This is a genomic window from Dorea hominis (assembly GCF_014287705.1).
GTDB lineage: Bacteria > Bacillota > Clostridia > Lachnospirales > Lachnospiraceae > Dorea_D > Dorea_D hominis.
The window spans coordinates 1-16,509 of record NZ_JACOOY010000010.1; the positions used below are offsets into that span (position 1 = coordinate 1).

Genomic DNA, 16,509 nt, shown 5'->3' on the forward strand with positions numbered 1-16,509 from the left:
GCTTCTACTTTTAAGATCATCTCGCCCTCACCGGCTCTTGGTGTGTCCACCATCTCAAATCTGTAGTCTCCAGGTGCATACGCAACGATTGCTTTCATTTTCTCTGGTAAATTGCTCATATTTTTTCCCTCCTATACTTGAAACATACACTTATATCAAAAAGAGCTGCCCTGCGCAGTCTTTTTGTATACTTTGCTATTTATACATAACGCCAGGCACAAAAGTCCTAAAAGCTACGAAACTCTTTTCTCTTGTCCCTGGCATTATAATATCTAACTATTCACGGATACGATCTCCGGTCTCAATATCAAACAAGTGTGTTTTTTCTCCACGAACTTCCAGTTTGATAATATCTCCGGCTTTATATCTTGTCTCATCATCCGTGATAATCATCAGAAGCGATTTTCCTACACGGATACCAATTCTTCTCTCGTCACCGAGGTTCTCAAATGTTGCAACCTCTTCCGGTGTTCCTTTGGAGTGCTCTCCTCCGATCATAACGTCCATAGGACGAACACCCATTTTACATTTGAATCCATTGCTTACTACATTGTAATAACGTTCCGGAACCTGGATCTTCAGGTTACTATCTTCGAATGTGAAGAAGAAGTGCTCTCCGTCTCCAACAATCGTTGTCTCCAAAATGTTCATCGGAGGCTCACCGATAAAGGATGCAACGAATTCATTTACCGGATCATCATATACTTCTGCCGGTGTTCCATACTGCTGAAGAACACCAAAGTTGATAATCGCTATCTTATCTGCCAGCGACATCGCCTCTAACTGGTCATGTGTTACATAAACCGTTGTACATTTGATATCATTGATCAGACGTTTGATCTCTGTACGCATTGCCTGACGTGCTTTACCATCCAAGTGGGAAAGTGGCTCATCCATGAGCAGCAGTTCCGGACGACGGATAATTGCACGAGCAATATTTACACGCTGTTTCTGTCCACCGGATAATTTAACCGGCATTTTGTCAAGCAGGTCATCACACTGCATGAGTGGTGCGATCTCACGGACACGTTTATCGATCTCTGCTTTGTCTACACCTTTTGCTTTTAAGTTGAAAGCAATATTATCATATACGGTAAGAGGCGGATACATCGCATAATCTTCGAACGCCAGACCGATATGTCTGTCCTTCGGATGAAGATCATTTACAAGTGTGTCTCCGATGTATATTTCTCCTTTTGTGATGTCCTCCAGACCGGCTGTCATACGAAGCGTTGTTGTCTTACCACATCCGGAAGGTCCGAGGAAAGCGATAAATTCACCCTGCTCAGCGACAAGATTCAGATCTTTTACCGCATAATCATTCGGTTTTGCACCTTTTTTCTTCTTACCCTGATTGTCATAACGTTTATAAAGATGTTTGATAGTTAATCCTGCCATACTCTTATCCCTCCTGTTCTGCTGCTAACGCTTTCACAGCCGCTTCTCTGTATCTTGTCAAATATTCCTGAGTCTCTGCGTCAAAGAACATAGCATGATCTAACTTCATATCTACATATATATCCTGGTCAATCTTAACTGTCAGTCCGTTCGGTGCGATCATACGAAGCTGCAGTCCGTCTTCTACGTCAGCTACGATAACGGCTTTGTTACCGATACTTTCGTAACTGTAAACGCTACACTTCATATAGCCTTCCTTCGGCTCAAATGAATAAGTAAGATTTTGTGGTCTCATACCGATATCTACGCGATCCAGTCCAAGTTCATCCAGTTTTGCATACAGATCATCCTCATGAGGAAGATCATATTCTTTTCCATTTGCTTCCAGCGTGAACTTATATGTATCGCCGGCTTTTTTGATTGCTCCGGTGATGATATTGATCTCCGGATCACCCATCAGTTCTGCAACGAACTCGTTACATGGCATATAATAAATCTCATCTCCGGTACCAACCTGAACCACTTTACCCTCATTGATAATAGCAATTCTGTCACCAAGTGACATAGCTTCCATGAAGTCATGTGTTACGTATACAGATGTTGTTCCGAAGTTTGCCTGGATCTCTTTTAACTCAGTACGCATGGAGTTACGAAGTTTTGCATCCAGATGTGCCAAAGGCTCATCCATCAGATATACTCTAGGAGAACGTACAAGTGCACGTCCCATGGCAACACGCTGTTTCTGTCCATTGGACAACTGACTCGGAAGACGCTCTAACAGATAGTCCATCTTCATCATCTCAGCAACTTCTGTAATTTTCTTTTTGATATATTCTTCATCTCTCTTGTATAATTTGCTTCTAAGCGGAGATGCCATATTATCATAAACTGTCATCTGCGGATACAATGCATAGTTCTCAAATACCATTGCTGTATCTCTGTGTGCAGCATCAGTCAGGTTTTCAACCTTTCCGTCAAATTTGATCACACCCTCTTCCGGAAGCTGGATTCCGGCAATGCAGTTCAGGATTGTTGTCTTTCCTGCACCGGCAGGTCCAAACAATACGAAGAACTCTTTATCTTTGATATCCAGGCTTACTCCATCAAGAGCTGTAACTTTTCCGAATTTTTTAGTAACATTTTCCAATTGTATTCTTGACATATTCTCACCTCTATCCCTTTACTGCACCGAAACTCAGACCACGAACCAGATGTTTCTGGATACACAGTGCGAAAATGATTGCCGGCAGAGCGGATACGGCTGCTGCTACAGCAAGCTGTCCATAGTGTGCACTGTCTGTTCCAAGGAACTTTGTGATCGCTACAGTGATCGGCTGAACGTTTGTACCTCCAAGCATCAACGGGAATGTAAAACTGTTCCATGCGAAGATAAATGCAAGGAGTGCAGCGGATACAAGACCCGGTTTGATAAGTGGTACAAGGTTCTTAAAGAAGATCTGATACCAGGAATATCCGTCTACCTGGGCTGCATACTCAATCTCAACAGAAATATCTTCGAAGTATCCTCTTACTACCCAGATCAGAAGCGGCATAGAGATTAACTGGTATACCCAGATCAGTCCAAAGTAAGAATCATAGATTCCTAATCTCTGATAGATCATGAACAGTGGTAATACTACCAGGATCTCAGGTGCGAATTTGAAAGAAAGAATCTGGAATGCGATATCTTCTTTCTTCTTGAAGTTGTATCTTGCAAGGGCATATGCTGCCGGTACACCTGCAAGTACGGAAATCAGAACTGCTCCTCCGGATACGATCAAACTATCTAACATATATTTCATATAATCTGTGTGAAGTAATACTTCCTTGTAGTTTGCAAGTGTTGGTGTAAATACAAATGTTGTTGTATACATCTCCGCATCTGACTTAAATGTCAGGATCAGCATCCAGATCAGCGGAAACAGAGCAAATATTGAATATATGGCTAAAAGTCCATTCTGAACTATACGGCCTAATCTTTTTGAAGCTGTACTCATGCTTAACATCCTTTCTATGTGAAAATAATCTTGTTTTCCAGTAACCTGTTATTCTTCCAGACCTGCTGCCTGTTTCTGTGCAGCTCTCTGTCTCTTAACGATCTGTTTTGCAATGATATTAATGAATACCCACAATACCAGGATGTACGGAAGTGCATATCCGAATTTCTGGAACTGGAATCCTGTCTGATAAGCGGTCAGTGACAGGTTCATAAGTGTATCTCCAGGGCCTCCCTTTGTCAGAGCGAAGATAACGGCATATTCCTGTAATGCTGCCATCAATCTGAACAGGAGTGCAATATATAAACTTGGTTTTAACATTGGCAGTGTCAGGTTACGGAAGTTAAACATTGTACTTCCTCCATCGATCTTAGCAGATTCGAATGGTGACTTCGGCAGTGACTGAAGACCTGCAAGTACAAGTAACATACAGAATGATGTGTTAACCCATACATCGATCATAACTGCTGTCATAAGTGCAGTCTTCGGACTTGCTGCCCAAGGGAATCCGACAATACCAAAGATGTTCAAGAATTTTTCGATAATACCAACGGAGTTGTTCAGCATCAACTGCCAGATGATCGTAGCTGTTACAGGTGCAACCATCAGCGGGAAGATCAATGCAACTCTCATAATCTTTGAAAATCTGTTGTTCAGGTTGTTGAGGATAATTGCTACCCCCATTCCTAATCCCATCTCAATTGCTGTACTAAAGAATGCATATTTAATTGTTACCCATGTTGCTTTTAAGAATTCTTTCGATGCCAGAATCTGTGTCCAGTTTCTTAATCCTACAAAACTATATGTTGGCATTCTGAAAGAGAAGTTTGTAAGTGAATAGTAAATTGCCATTACGAAAGGAATCATAATACCTATAGTAATGATTAGAGCAGGTGCCACAATCATATACGGAAGTGCTTTTGTTTTAAAAGGCACCACATTCAGCTCACTCGCAGCGGCACTGTTCTTATTCTGTTCTTTCATCCTAGTTCCTCCAATCAAAAATATTTAACATCCGGTACGGAGTTCTCACAATTTCAAAAGTAAAATCGAGGAGGGTCAGGTAACCCCTCCTCGACTCTAACCCTTAATATGTACGATTATGTCCATTTCGTACTTCAATTTTTAATCTCTCAATTAATCGTCGATCGCAAATAATCTAAACGTTCCCAATATTATTCATCGATCTGAATGTCAGCTACGATCTTATCAAGATCTTTCTTCAGCTGTTTCATAGCCTGCTCTGTAGATTTGTACTTGTTGCTTGTTACAAGATCCTGCAGAGTCTCTGCCCATTTTGTTGTACACTCGAAGAAGTACGGCTGTGGTGTGAAGTAGATAGATGCGTTCTTCTCAAGAGCTGCGATAGACTCGAGATAGTTATCTGCTTTACCAACGATAGATTTGTACTCATCACTGTTCATAACAGATGTACGAGGAGTATCCGGAGAAGCTCCTTCAGTTCCTGACCAAAGCATGTAATCTGGGCTTGTGAAGTACTGAATGAAGTACCAAGCTGCTTCTTTGTTCTTAGAATCTTTGTTCATAGCCAGTGACCAGATCCAGAGGTTTGTCTTAGCGTCAGCATCTGTCTTTCCTTCCGGAAGCGGAACTGTTGACCATGCAATATTTCCGGATTCTGCAGAAGCGCCTTTGTAGTTGTTGAAGTAAGCGTTACTTGATGCATCAAACATCATAGCTGCTTTCTTAGCTCCGAGGTCTTTACCACACTCATACCATGTAGCGTTTGCCCACTGAGTAGATCCGCCTTCTTTGATAAGTTTAACCCAGTAATCTGTCATATCAATAGCTTCTTTAGAATCAAGTTTACATACTAACTTGCCATCTTCGATTGCAAAGTCCTGAGCTCCCCATGTTGCGAATAATGACATATATCCAGGATGGATTGTTGCCCACTCACGAGTACCACGAACTGCGATTCCATATGTTCCGGATCCGTTGAATCCCTTTAATGCTTTAGCAGCTTTCAGAAGGTCATCTGTTGTCTTCGGAACCGCGATTCCTTTTTCTTTTAATACTTTCTTGTTATAGGAAATGTTGTTTAATTCCCATCCCATTGGAAGTGCCCACTGAGAACCTTTTCCAACTTTGTGTCCAGCTGTCAGATCCCATTTCAATGCCCCAACAACACCTGGAATGAAATCATCATAGTTGTAATCTTTGTCTGTAAGAGCCGGGTTGTTAATGTAGTCATCCAATGGCTCCATGTATCCAGCCGGTGCATACTCCCAAACCTGATAAGCACCTGTCATGTAAACATCAGTGTCACCTGAGTGGCTGCTAAGAGAAGTGTTCAACTTGTCAAAGTAGTTAGACTCTGGTGTAGAAGAATATTTAACCTTAATTCCTGTCTTCTTCTCAAATTCCGGGATCTTCTTGATAACGGCTTTTGAGTAGTTGTGCTCATTGAACATTACGTTGATTGTTGTTCCCTTGTAGTTCTGCCAGTCGAAATCTTCGGCTTTTCCTTTGTCCGGCGCGTCACTCTTAGAAGAATCACTTCCTGTGGATCCGCCACAACCAGCGAGCATTGTAGCAACCATTGTCATACATAACAGTGCGCTTATAACCTTTTTTTTCATACCTTTCTTTCCTCCCTTTTCTATGGATTTTAATTTTGTACACTTTGTTTACGTATCAGTTTACCTGCCTGAACGTTTTGTACAAATTGTTTAATATTATTATAGCACAAAGCTGACTTTTGTCCAGGTGTTTTACATATGTAATGTTTCACAAAAAATTCATGGTGTTTTTGCACTATTTTTTCATTTTTTTGGTGATTTTTTTGTTAAATTTTTATTTATCCACTAAAAAAATGACTATAGTTGCCTTAAATACGCTTTTCGTGTATCATTAGTAACATATTGGACACTTTGGAGGTATACATCATGAAAGCATTTGAATACGACAGTGGCTTTATGAAATTTGCAATTCTTCTAAGCCGCCTGACACTCTTAAATCTGATCTGGCTGATCGCCTGTATCCCGGTTGTCACCATCGGTGCCTCGACAGCCGCCATGCATTACAGCGCAGCGAAGCTTATGAACGGCGACAGTCATGTTTTCGGGAATTACAAAACCGGTTTCCGTACATATTGGAAAAAAGGAACTGTGATCTGGCTGATCACCGCAGTATTCAGTGCCATCTTCGGTATGGCATCCTACCTGTTCCAGACAGCACGTATTCCTTATCATACAGTACTGATGGTCATCTCCGGCATGGCTTTCCTTACATTATTATTAGTAGTGATCTGGATCTATCCGACAATGGTGAATTTCTCCGGAAAGTTACAGGAGTTATTTTTCAATGCATTTATCTTCGCTTTTATGTACGCACCTGTCACACTGATCGCAGTGGTATTCTATGGAATCGCAGGATTTTTATTTATCCGCTTCCTGCTCACCAGAATGCTCGTAGTACTGTTCGGACCGGCTCTTATCGTTTACAGTACGCTGGTGCTTTTTGAGAAGGTATTTAAAAAATACAGACCTAAGACCGAAGAAAGTTAAAGTCTGAATTGTAACTACATGCAAAGAACTGTCACTGACATATTTCTTCAGATACTATGACATCAAAAAATCTGTGCAAGCTATGCTTACACAGATTTTTTAATGTCCTTATTATTAGAAAGGAACTAAACGATATCTTATTTTCTACGATGCATTAGTCGAATTTGAATGCAACTTTGAAGTCGCCGTATTTTCCTGATGCATAGTCAAATGCTTTCTCCCACTCTTCAATCTTGAAGATGCTGGATACAACACCGTCTGTCTTTAAGTTGCCTTTCATCATGTTCTCGATTACGAATGGATATGCATACGGGCTTAAGTGTGATCCCAGGATATCCAGTTCTTTACGGTCACCGATGATAGACCAGTCAACTTTTGTCTCTGATCCAAATACACTGAACTCTACGAAACGTCCAAGTTTACGTGTTACAGTCAGTCCCTGGATAACGCTTGAAGGATGTCCGGTTGCTTCGATGTAAACGTCGCATCCATAGTCATCTGTCAGAGCTTTGATCTCTTTGTCAATGTCGCATTTTCCTGGGTTGAATACAAGGTCAGCGCCAAATTCTTTTGCTTTCTCCAATCTTCCATCCTGCATATCCAGAACGATTAAGAGTTTTGGATTCTTCATTCTTGCGTATGTGATCATGCCAAGTCCGAGAGTACCTGCTCCGGAGATAACTACTACGTCTTCGTTTGTGATGCTTCCACGGTCAACTGCATGTTTGGAACATCCATAAGGCTCTACCAGAAGTGCCTGCTCGATAGACATATCTTCCGGTACACGGCTTAATACACAGTTCTTAGGATATCTTACATACTCTGCCATACCACCGTTGTTGTATGACTGGAATCCGAGCATGTCGTGTGGCTGGCACATCCAGTAATGTCCGTCTTTACAGAAACGGCATTTTCCGCAAGGAACAATTTGGTCTGCGATGATTCTGTCGCCCAGCTCATATCCTTCTACGTTCTCACCCATCTCAACGATTCTTCCGAAGAATTCATGTCCCGGAATAAATGGTGGTTTAACCCATGATGGCTGTACATCATCTCCCCAGAACATTGCTGCACCGTGGCTGCACTTTAAATCACCTGCACAGATTCCGCAAGCCTCTGTCTTGATGATAATGTCGTCCGGTCCACATTCCGGTGTTGGATATTCCGGTTCAAAACGATAATCGTCTTTTGAATATGCTACCAGCGCTTTCATTGTTTTCGGAGTACTTCCTTTTGTTGCCATAATACAAACACCTCTTTCTTAAAAAATATATCTTTTGTTATACTTCAAACTGTCCCCAGACAGTATCGAGAGCTTTGCTCACTGCATGATATTTCTCATATTTTTTCTGATAAATCTCATGCATCTGCGGATTCGGTTCTACTCTTCCTGATACGTGTACCATATGTTTTGCCGCATCCTCATAATCCTTGTATACACCAGCTGCGATCGCTGCTGCCATACCACATCCGAGTGCACCTAATTCTTTGGCATCTACCGTCTCAATCGGGAATCCTAAAATATCCGCAAACATCTGTACCCAAACTTCTGAATTTGCAGCACCTCCCGCCATACGAATTGCCTCCGGGCGTTCTCTGGATAATAATAACCTCTCAATATGTGTCTTATGTGAAAATACAACACCTTCATAAATCGCACGTAGCATATGTGCTTTGTTATGGTAAGTTGTAAGTCCGATAAATGCTCCCTTTCCAAGTGGATGTGCATTCGATCCATATAAGAACGGAAGGAAATATACATCACATTCTTCCGGTTTTACGGAAGCTACTTTTGCATTGACTACACTGTAGATATTTTCACCTTCCGGAATCTTCTCATTCTCCATACAGTTCTCCAGATACCACTCCAGGTTCCCGGATGAAGTTGCACTGCATTCTTCTACGAGATAATATCCCGGCATTGCAAACAGAGAGTTCATGGCGATCGTTCCATCCATAACCGGCTCTTTTGCAATATATTCATTGATACTCCATGTACCTGCGATCGTACACATTCTGTCCGGTGATGTAACATCTACCGCAACTGCACAGGCATCAATATCAAACATACCGCCTGCCACTGCCGTCCCTTCCGGAAGTCCGGTCAGTTCAGATGCTTCTTTGGAAATCGTACCGCACAGGTCATAAGAATAACGGATTGGCGGAAGCATATCATATACTTCTCCGATTCCCATCTTCTCTAAAATATCTTTATCAAATCTGACATCTCTGACATTCATAAGTCCTGATCCGGAAATGTCCGTTGCTTCACTGTAAGCCTCTCCGGTCAGTCTGAATCTTACATAATCTTTTACTGAAAATGCATACTGGATATTATCGTAAATATCTCTGTGGTGATCCTTAAACCATGCAAGTAACGATACCTGCTGGCATGCCATGATCTCCTGACATGTTCTGTCATGGATCTCTTCATATACACCATTCTCATGCCACTTCTCCGGATATTTCCACGCACGGCTGTCTGTGGAAATAATTCCGTTATATGCCGGTTTGCCGTCTTTGCCCCAAGGATATAAGCCTTTGCCGTGACCGCACACTGCAATACCCAGAATATCTTCGCCATTAATTCCCGCTTTCTTGATCGCACGCTTGATGCAGTCACAGTTTGCAAGCCAAAGTTCTTCCATATCTCTTTCCGTATAGCCTGACTTTGGTGTGATCACTTTCGTTGATCTGCCGGCTGTTGCAATCTCTTTTCCGGTCAGATCAAAGATCGCAGCCTTGGTCGATGTACCACCATTATCGAGTCCTATTACATACCGTTCCATATTCACGTCCTCCTTTGCCTGTCTCAATTATATATTCTTTGTGCAAATATATCAATGACATTTTTCCACCTCCGTGACTTTTGTCACATTTACACAAAAAAAGAACCTGACGATATTTACCGTCAGGTTCTACGCATGTCTATCTTTAATTTTTAGCCATCTACTATCTTGTAACGTATGCATGTTTGAGTTCAACAGATGTTGCTTTCTTGTCTGCTTTAACTCCTGATGCTGTAATGCCTGATGCCAGTGCTGCTCCAATGTTGTAAAAATCTCTAACCATTACATAAATTCCTGCTGCTACAAAAAGAACGGATAAAATTGTTGCTACTAATGTCATCATACTTGTCACCTCATACTTTAGATTGTTAAAAATTTGTTTATCTTTTTTCTGATTGTATAATAACACAGCCTGTGCTCTTCGTAAATGTCAAAAAGCTCCAATCTTTTTTTGTTTTCAGCATATTTTTTGTTACTTTTTTATCAATGTGTTTTGGCTTTTATTTAATTTTAGCAATTGCTTCCTGTTCTATGCTTAATCCCTGTTTAAATTGCTCTATAAATTTCTCGAATCCGTCCACATCTTCCGGAACTGGTTCCATCTTGCTGCCCTCATTTCCGGCAAAAACTTTATTGTCAAGATAGTCTTCCAACGTCTCGCCTTCTGCTTTTCCAACTTCGTATGCAGCCAGAAGTGCAATTCCCCATGCGCCGCCTTCGCCAGCTGTCTCCATTACGGAAACCGGAGCCTGCATTGCAGCTGCCATGATGCGCTGACCAACTCCCGGAGTCTTAAAGAGTCCACCGTGTCCTAAGATCTTATCAATCTGGATATGCTCTTCTTTTACAAGGATATCCATTCCGATCTTGAGTGCACCGAGTGCCGCATACAAATGTGTACGCATAAAGTTTGCAAGATTGAATTTACTGTTTGGTGTACGAATAAATACCGGTCGGCCTTCATCAATCGGAATAATATTTTCACCGGAATAATATCCATATGATAACAGACCACCACAGTCAGCATCACCTTCCAGTGCTTTGTTATATAATGTTCCGAACAATGTATTCATATCTACTTTCATGCCCATTGCTTCTGAATACTCTTTAAAAATATTCACCCATGCATTCAGATCAGAAGTACAGTTATTTGCATGTGCCATTGCCACCGGACTTCCGGATGGTGTTGTTACCATATCAATTTCCGTATATACTTTGGAAAGTTCTTTTTCCAGTACGATCATAGCAAATACAGATGTTCCGGCAGATACATTACCGGTTCTCTTTGCAACACTGTTTGTTGCAATCATACCGGTTCCGGCATCACCTTCCGGCGGGCACACCGGAATTCCTGCCTGAAGTGTTCCGGTCGGATCTAATAATTTGACACCTTCTTCTGTCAGGCATCCTGCATCATCGCCTGCGCAGAGGACTTTCGGCATGATTTCACGGAGTTTCCAGCTATATCCACGGTCTTCGACAAGTTTGTCAAATTTTTCGATCATTCCATCGTAGAAATCGGATGTAGCCGGATCAATCGGGAACATACCGGATGCATCACCGACTCCTAGGACCTTCTGACCGGTCAGCTGCCAGTGAATATATCCGGATAAGGTTGTAAAATATGCCACATCCTTCACATGTTCTTCTTTATTAAGAATCGCCTGATACAGATGTGCAATGCTCCATCTCTGCGGAATATTGTACTGGAACAGCTCTGTCAGCTCTTCTGCTGCCTGTCCTGTGATCGTATTTCTCCAGGTACGGAATGGAACGAGCAGTGTTCCTTCTTTGTCAAATGCCATATAGCCGTGCATCATTGCACTGAATCCGATGCCGGCAAGGCTTTTGATCTCAGTACCGTATTTTTCCTTTACGTCTGCCGCCATATTAGCATAGCTGGCTTTCAGTCCTTTCCAGATGTCTTCCAGATCGTATGTCCAGATATGTCCGTCCAGTCTGTTCTCCCAGTCATAACTTCCTGTTGCTACCGGCTGATGATTTTCATCGATCATAACCGCTTTGATTCTTGTCGAGCCGAGTTCAATACCTACTACTGCTTTTCCGGCTTCAATCAATGTTTTTACATTCTCCTTGTTCATCTAGTTTCCCCCCTGTCCATAGTATGCATTTGCTCCGTGTTTTCTGTAATAATGCTTGTCCTGCAGTTCCTGTGGTGCCGGCTTATTTTCCGGATTGATCAGTTCACAACGGCACGCCATCTTTGCAACTTCTTCTAATACTACTGCGTTGTGCACTGCTTCGTTGGCATCTTTGCCCCATGTAAACGGACCGTGGTTCTTACAAAGAACTGCCGGTGTTGCAATATAGTCTTTTCCGCGTGCTTCAAACTCGTCCGCGATCAGCACACCTGTATTTTTTTCATAAGCTTCTTCAATCTCTTCTTTTGTCAGATTGCGCACACATGGAACTTCTCCATACAGATAATCTGCATGTGTGGTTCCGTAGCATGGAATGTCTCTTCCTGCCTGCGCCCAGCTTGTAGCCCACGGGGAATGGGTATGTACGATTCCCCCGATATCCGGGAAACGGTTATATAATACCATGTGAGTATCTGTATCGGATGAAGGGTTGTATTTTCCTTCTACTTTGTTGCCCTGAAGATCAACGACTACCATATCATCCGGTGTCAGTTTATCGTATTCTACTCCGCTTGGTTTGATTACAAAAAGACCTTTTTCTCTGTCAATTCCGCTCACGTTACCCCAGGTAAATGTAACCAGTCCATACTTCGGCAGCATCATATTGGCTTCGTACACTTTCTTTTTCAGTTCTTCTAACATTCTATTGTCCTCCGTTCTTAAAGTCTACTATAGTCAATATATCTTAATTTTTATATGTTTTCAACTGATTTTCGGTAATATGTGCCAATAATCACTAATTTTAGTATCTGACGTACGGTTCCGTATACAGCGGTTCTTTCGTTTTCACAAACTACCAGATAATAGTCAAGCATGGATGTGTATCCTTCCCACTACCAGGGCTGATTAGGAACTCTCATCCATGAGTGACGTGCGCTGCAAGGCGCACGCAAAAAAGGAGCAGGAAACTTGCGCTTCCTGCTCCTTAATTGTTCTTTATTCTGTTAAATTCCTGAATTACTCGATTATAACTCCGTCTTCTTCTACAACATTTTCTGTTATATCATCAACGTCATTCATCTCACCGATTTCTATATCATCACCTTCATCAAATGATAATTCATCATCTAATGCGTAATCGGAACCGAGTTTAATATCACGGTATTTTCTCATACCTGTACCGGCTGGGATGTGTTTACCAATGATAACGTTCTCTTTCAGACCTACCAGTGGATCGATCTTGCCCTTGATTGCTGCTTCTGTCAGAACTTTTGTTGTCTCCTGGAAGGATGCTGCTGACAGGAAGGAGTTTGTAGCAAGGGATGCTTTTGTAATACCAAGCATGATCTGTTCTCCGGTTGCCGGCTCTTTACCTTCTGCTTCCAGAGCTGCATTTGTATCTTCAAATTCCAGAATATCTACATTTGTTCCCGGAAGGAATTCTGTATCTCCTGCTTCTTCGATACGGATCTTCTTCAGCATCTGACGAACGATAACCTCGATATGCTTATCGTTGATCTCAACACCCTGCAGACGGTATACACGCTGTACTTCCTGGATCATGTAATCCTGTACGGCGCGGAGTCCTTTGATCTTCAGGATATCATGAGGATTTACACTACCTTCTGTCAGTTCATCACCGGCTTCCAGTTTTGCTCCGTCTAATATTTTGATACGTGATCCGTAAGGGATCAGATATGCTTTGGATTCTCCTGTTTCTTCATTTGTAACGATAATCTCACGTTTTTTCTTCGTGTCGCTGATTGTTGCAGTTCCTGCAAACTCTGTGATAATTGCAAGTCCCTTCGGCTTTCTAGCCTCAAAAAGCTCCTCGACACGAGGAAGTCCCTGTGTGATATCCCCACCGGCTACACCACCGGTATGGAATGTTCTCATAGTAAGCTGTGTACCAGGCTCACCGATGGACTGGGCAGCGATAATACCAACAGCCTCTCCAACCTGTACCGGCTCACCGGTTGCCATGTTGGCTCCGTAACATTTTGCACAGATACCGCTGTGTGAACGGCATGTTAAAATTGTACGGATCTTAATCTTCTTCAGTGTCTCACCATTTTCATCGACACCTTTTTTCATGATCAGCTCTGCACGTTTCGGAGTAACCATATGGTTCTTCTTAACAAGTACATTGCCATCTTTATCTACGATATCCTCGCACAGGTAACGTCCTGTAATACGCTCCTGGAGGCTCTCGATCTCTTCATTTCCATCCATGAATGCATGTACATACATTCCAGGGATCGGACCATCCTTCGGTGCACAGTCTACTTCGTGAATAATAAGCTCCTGGGATACATCAACCAGACGTCTAGTCAGGTATCCTGAATCGGCTGTACGAAGGGCTGTATCAGAAAGTCCTTTACGTGCTCCATGCGCAGACATGAAATACTCCAATACGTCCAGACCTTCACGGAAGTTTGACTTGATAGGCAACTCGATCGTATGACCGGTTGTATCTGCCATCAATCCACGCATACCTGCAAGCTGTTTGATCTGTTTGTCAGATCCACGGGCTCCGGAATCCGCCATCATGAAGATGTTGTTGTATTTATCAAGTCCTGTCAGCAGGGCATGTGTCAGAGCATCGTCAGTTGTCTTCCATGTCTCAACAACTTCTTTGTAACGCTCTTCCTCTGTGATCAGACCACGCTTGAAGTTCTTTGTGATCTTATCTACTGTATCCTGTGCTTTCTGGATCATCTCTGGTTTCTGTGGCGGTACTGTCATATCTGAAATAGATACGGTCATCGCAGCTCTTGTAGAATACTTGTATCCGATTGCTTTTACATGGTCAAGAACTTCTGCTGTAGCAGTTGCTCCATGTGTATTGATAACTTTCTCAAGAATCTGTTTTAACTGTTTCTTACCTACGTGGAAATCAATCTCCAGTAACAGTTCGTTGCCTTCTACTTCACGATCTACGAATCCAAGATCCTGTGGAATGATCTCGTTGAAGATAAATCTTCCCAGTGTAGACTCAACAGTAGCTGTCTTATCTGTTCCGTCGGCAAGTGTCTTTGTTACACGTACTTTAATGCGTGAGTGCAGAGTAATTACCTGGTTCTCATATGCCAGGATTGCTTCGTTCACGCTCTTGAAGAACTTACCTTCTCCGATTGCTCCAGGTCTTTCCTGAGTCAGATAGTAAATACCAAGTACCATATCCTGTGAAGGTACAGCTACCGGTCCACCATCGGAAGGTTTCAGTAAGTTGTTCGGTGAGAGCAGAAGGAAACGACACTCAGCCTGTGCTTCTACAGACAGCGGAAGATGTACAGCCATCTGGTCTCCATCGAAGTCGGCGTTGAACGCGGTACATACGAGTGGATGAAGCTTGATTGCCTTACCTTCTACAAGGATCGGCTCAAATGCCTGGATACCCAGTCGATGAAGTGTAGGGGCACGGTTTAACATAACCGGATGCTCTTTGATCACTTCTTCCAGAACATCCCATACTTCCGGCTGAAGTCTCTCTACCATTTTCTTAGCATTTTTGATATTGTGAGCAGTTCCATTCTGAACAAGTTCTTTCATTACAAATGGTTTGAACAGCTCGATCGCCATCTCTTTCGGAAGACCGCACTGGTAAATCTTAAGTTCCGGTCCTACGACGATAACGGAACGTCCGGAGTAGTCAACACGCTTACCAAGCAGGTTCTGACGGAAACGTCCGGATTTACCTTTCAGCATATCAGAGAGGGACTTAAGAGCACGGTTACCCGGTCCTGTAACCGGACGGCCACGGCGTCCGTTGTCGATCAGTGCATCTACTGCTTCCTGTAACATTCTCTTTTCGTTTCTTACGATAATGTCCGGAGCACCTAACTCAAGCAGACGTTTCAGACGGTTATTTCTGTTGATAATTCTTCTGTACAGATCATTCAGGTCAGATGTTGCAAAACGTCCACCATCTAACTGAACCATCGGACGCAGATCCGGTGGGATGACCGGAATGTTATTCATGATCATCCACTCTGGTTTGTTACCGGACTCACGGAAAGCTTCTACAACTTCCAGACGTTTTACGATTCTTGCACGTTTCTGTCCGGTAGCTCCCTGTAAGCCTTCTGTCAGTTCATTGTATTCTTTGTCAAGGTCGATTGCTTCCAGCAGTTCCTGTACAGATTCAGCACCCATACCTACTCGGAAAGCACTTCCCCATTTTTCTCTTGCTTCCTGATATTCCTGTTCAGACAATACCTGTTTGTACTGAAGGTCTGTATCCCCTTTGTCCAGCACGATATAGGATGCGAAATACAGAACTTTCTCCAGTGTTCTTGGAGACAGATCCAGGATCAGTCCCATACGGCTCGGGATTCCTTTGAAGTACCAGATATGGGATACCGGAGCTGCAAGAGCAATGTGTCCCATACGCTCACGTCGTACGCTTGCTTTTGTAACTTCTACACCACAGCGGTCACAAACGACACCTTTGTAACGGATCTTTTTATATTTACCACAGTGGCATTCCCAGTCTTTGCTTGGTCCGAAAATCTTTTCGCAGAACAAACCATCTTTCTCCGGTTTCAGAGTTCTGTAGTTAATTGTCTCCGGTTTTGTTACTTCTCCCCTTGACCATTCCAGAATCTTTTCAGGTGACGCCAAACCGATTTTGATTGCATCAAAAGTCATAGGCTGAAATGTTTGTTCCTTAGTATTTTCTGGCATACTGGCA

The 16,509-nt window shown here is 42.7% G+C and carries 12 protein-coding genes; 1 reads left to right on the forward strand and 11 read right to left on the reverse strand.

Features of this window, described 5'->3' with window-relative positions:
• Positions 1-276 precede the first annotated feature (276 nt).
• The 5 genes from H8S07_RS08675 to H8S07_RS08695 all read right to left on the reverse strand — a co-directional run bounded on the left by H8S07_RS08675 (position 277) and on the right by H8S07_RS08695 (position 5,998).
• On the reverse strand, positions 277-1,398 hold the full coding sequence (locus H8S07_RS08675) for an ABC transporter ATP-binding protein (RefSeq protein ID WP_021860181.1): 1,122 nt from the start codon (positions 1,396-1,398) through the stop codon (positions 277-279).
• Between the two features lie 4 nt (positions 1,399-1,402).
• Positions 1,403-2,560 carry an ABC transporter ATP-binding protein gene (locus H8S07_RS08680; protein WP_118288734.1) on the reverse strand — a complete coding sequence of 386 codons (1,158 nt, stop codon included), beginning with the start codon at positions 2,558-2,560 and terminating at the stop codon, positions 1,403-1,405.
• A gap of 10 nt (positions 2,561-2,570) precedes the next feature.
• The gene (locus H8S07_RS08685) at positions 2,571-3,395 is read right to left on the reverse strand and encodes a carbohydrate ABC transporter permease (RefSeq protein ID WP_021860183.1); all 825 of its coding nucleotides are present in this window, start codon (positions 3,393-3,395) and stop codon (positions 2,571-2,573) included.
• Positions 3,396-3,443: 48 nt separating this feature from the next.
• Complete coding sequence (locus H8S07_RS08690) at positions 3,444-4,379, reverse strand: carbohydrate ABC transporter permease (protein WP_021860184.1); 936 nt, start codon at positions 4,377-4,379, stop codon at positions 3,444-3,446.
• A gap of 191 nt (positions 4,380-4,570) precedes the next feature.
• Positions 4,571-5,998: an ABC transporter substrate-binding protein gene (locus H8S07_RS08695; protein WP_186855882.1), complete on the reverse strand. Its 1,428-nt coding sequence runs from the start codon at positions 5,996-5,998 to the stop codon at positions 4,571-4,573.
• A gap of 306 nt (positions 5,999-6,304) precedes the next feature.
• On the opposite strand from H8S07_RS08695, the gene H8S07_RS08700 reads away from it, so the two are divergent.
• Complete coding sequence (locus H8S07_RS08700) at positions 6,305-6,925, forward strand: YesL family protein (RefSeq protein ID WP_118520579.1); 621 nt, start codon at positions 6,305-6,307, stop codon at positions 6,923-6,925.
• 154 nt (positions 6,926-7,079) lie between these two features.
• On the opposite strand, the gene H8S07_RS08705 is transcribed toward H8S07_RS08700, so the two are convergent.
• The 6 genes from H8S07_RS08705 to rpoC all read right to left on the reverse strand — a co-directional run bounded on the left by H8S07_RS08705 (position 7,080) and on the right by rpoC (position 16,502).
• Positions 7,080-8,168 (reverse strand): alcohol dehydrogenase catalytic domain-containing protein, encoded by a 1,089-nt coding sequence (locus tag H8S07_RS08705; RefSeq protein ID WP_117538332.1) that lies wholly within the window; start codon positions 8,166-8,168, stop codon positions 7,080-7,082.
• A 37-nt stretch (positions 8,169-8,205) separates the two neighbouring features.
• Positions 8,206-9,714: an FGGY-family carbohydrate kinase gene (locus tag H8S07_RS08710; RefSeq protein ID WP_021860188.1), complete on the reverse strand. Its 1,509-nt coding sequence runs from the start codon at positions 9,712-9,714 to the stop codon at positions 8,206-8,208.
• A gap of 163 nt (positions 9,715-9,877) precedes the next feature.
• A complete protein-coding gene (locus H8S07_RS08715) occupies positions 9,878-10,057 on the reverse strand; it encodes a hypothetical protein (RefSeq protein WP_021860189.1) in 180 nt (59 codons plus the stop codon).
• Positions 10,058-10,214: 157 nt separating this feature from the next.
• Positions 10,215-11,816: a xylulokinase gene (locus H8S07_RS08720; RefSeq protein WP_021860190.1), complete on the reverse strand. Its 1,602-nt coding sequence runs from the start codon at positions 11,814-11,816 to the stop codon at positions 10,215-10,217.
• On the reverse strand, positions 11,817-12,518 hold the full coding sequence (locus H8S07_RS08725; protein ID WP_021860191.1) for an L-ribulose-5-phosphate 4-epimerase: 702 nt from the start codon (positions 12,516-12,518) through the stop codon (positions 11,817-11,819).
• Between the two features lie 315 nt (positions 12,519-12,833).
• Positions 12,834-16,502: a DNA-directed RNA polymerase subunit beta' gene (rpoC, locus tag H8S07_RS08730; protein WP_117538328.1), complete on the reverse strand. Its 3,669-nt coding sequence runs from the start codon at positions 16,500-16,502 to the stop codon at positions 12,834-12,836.
• Positions 16,503-16,509 lie beyond the last annotated feature (7 nt).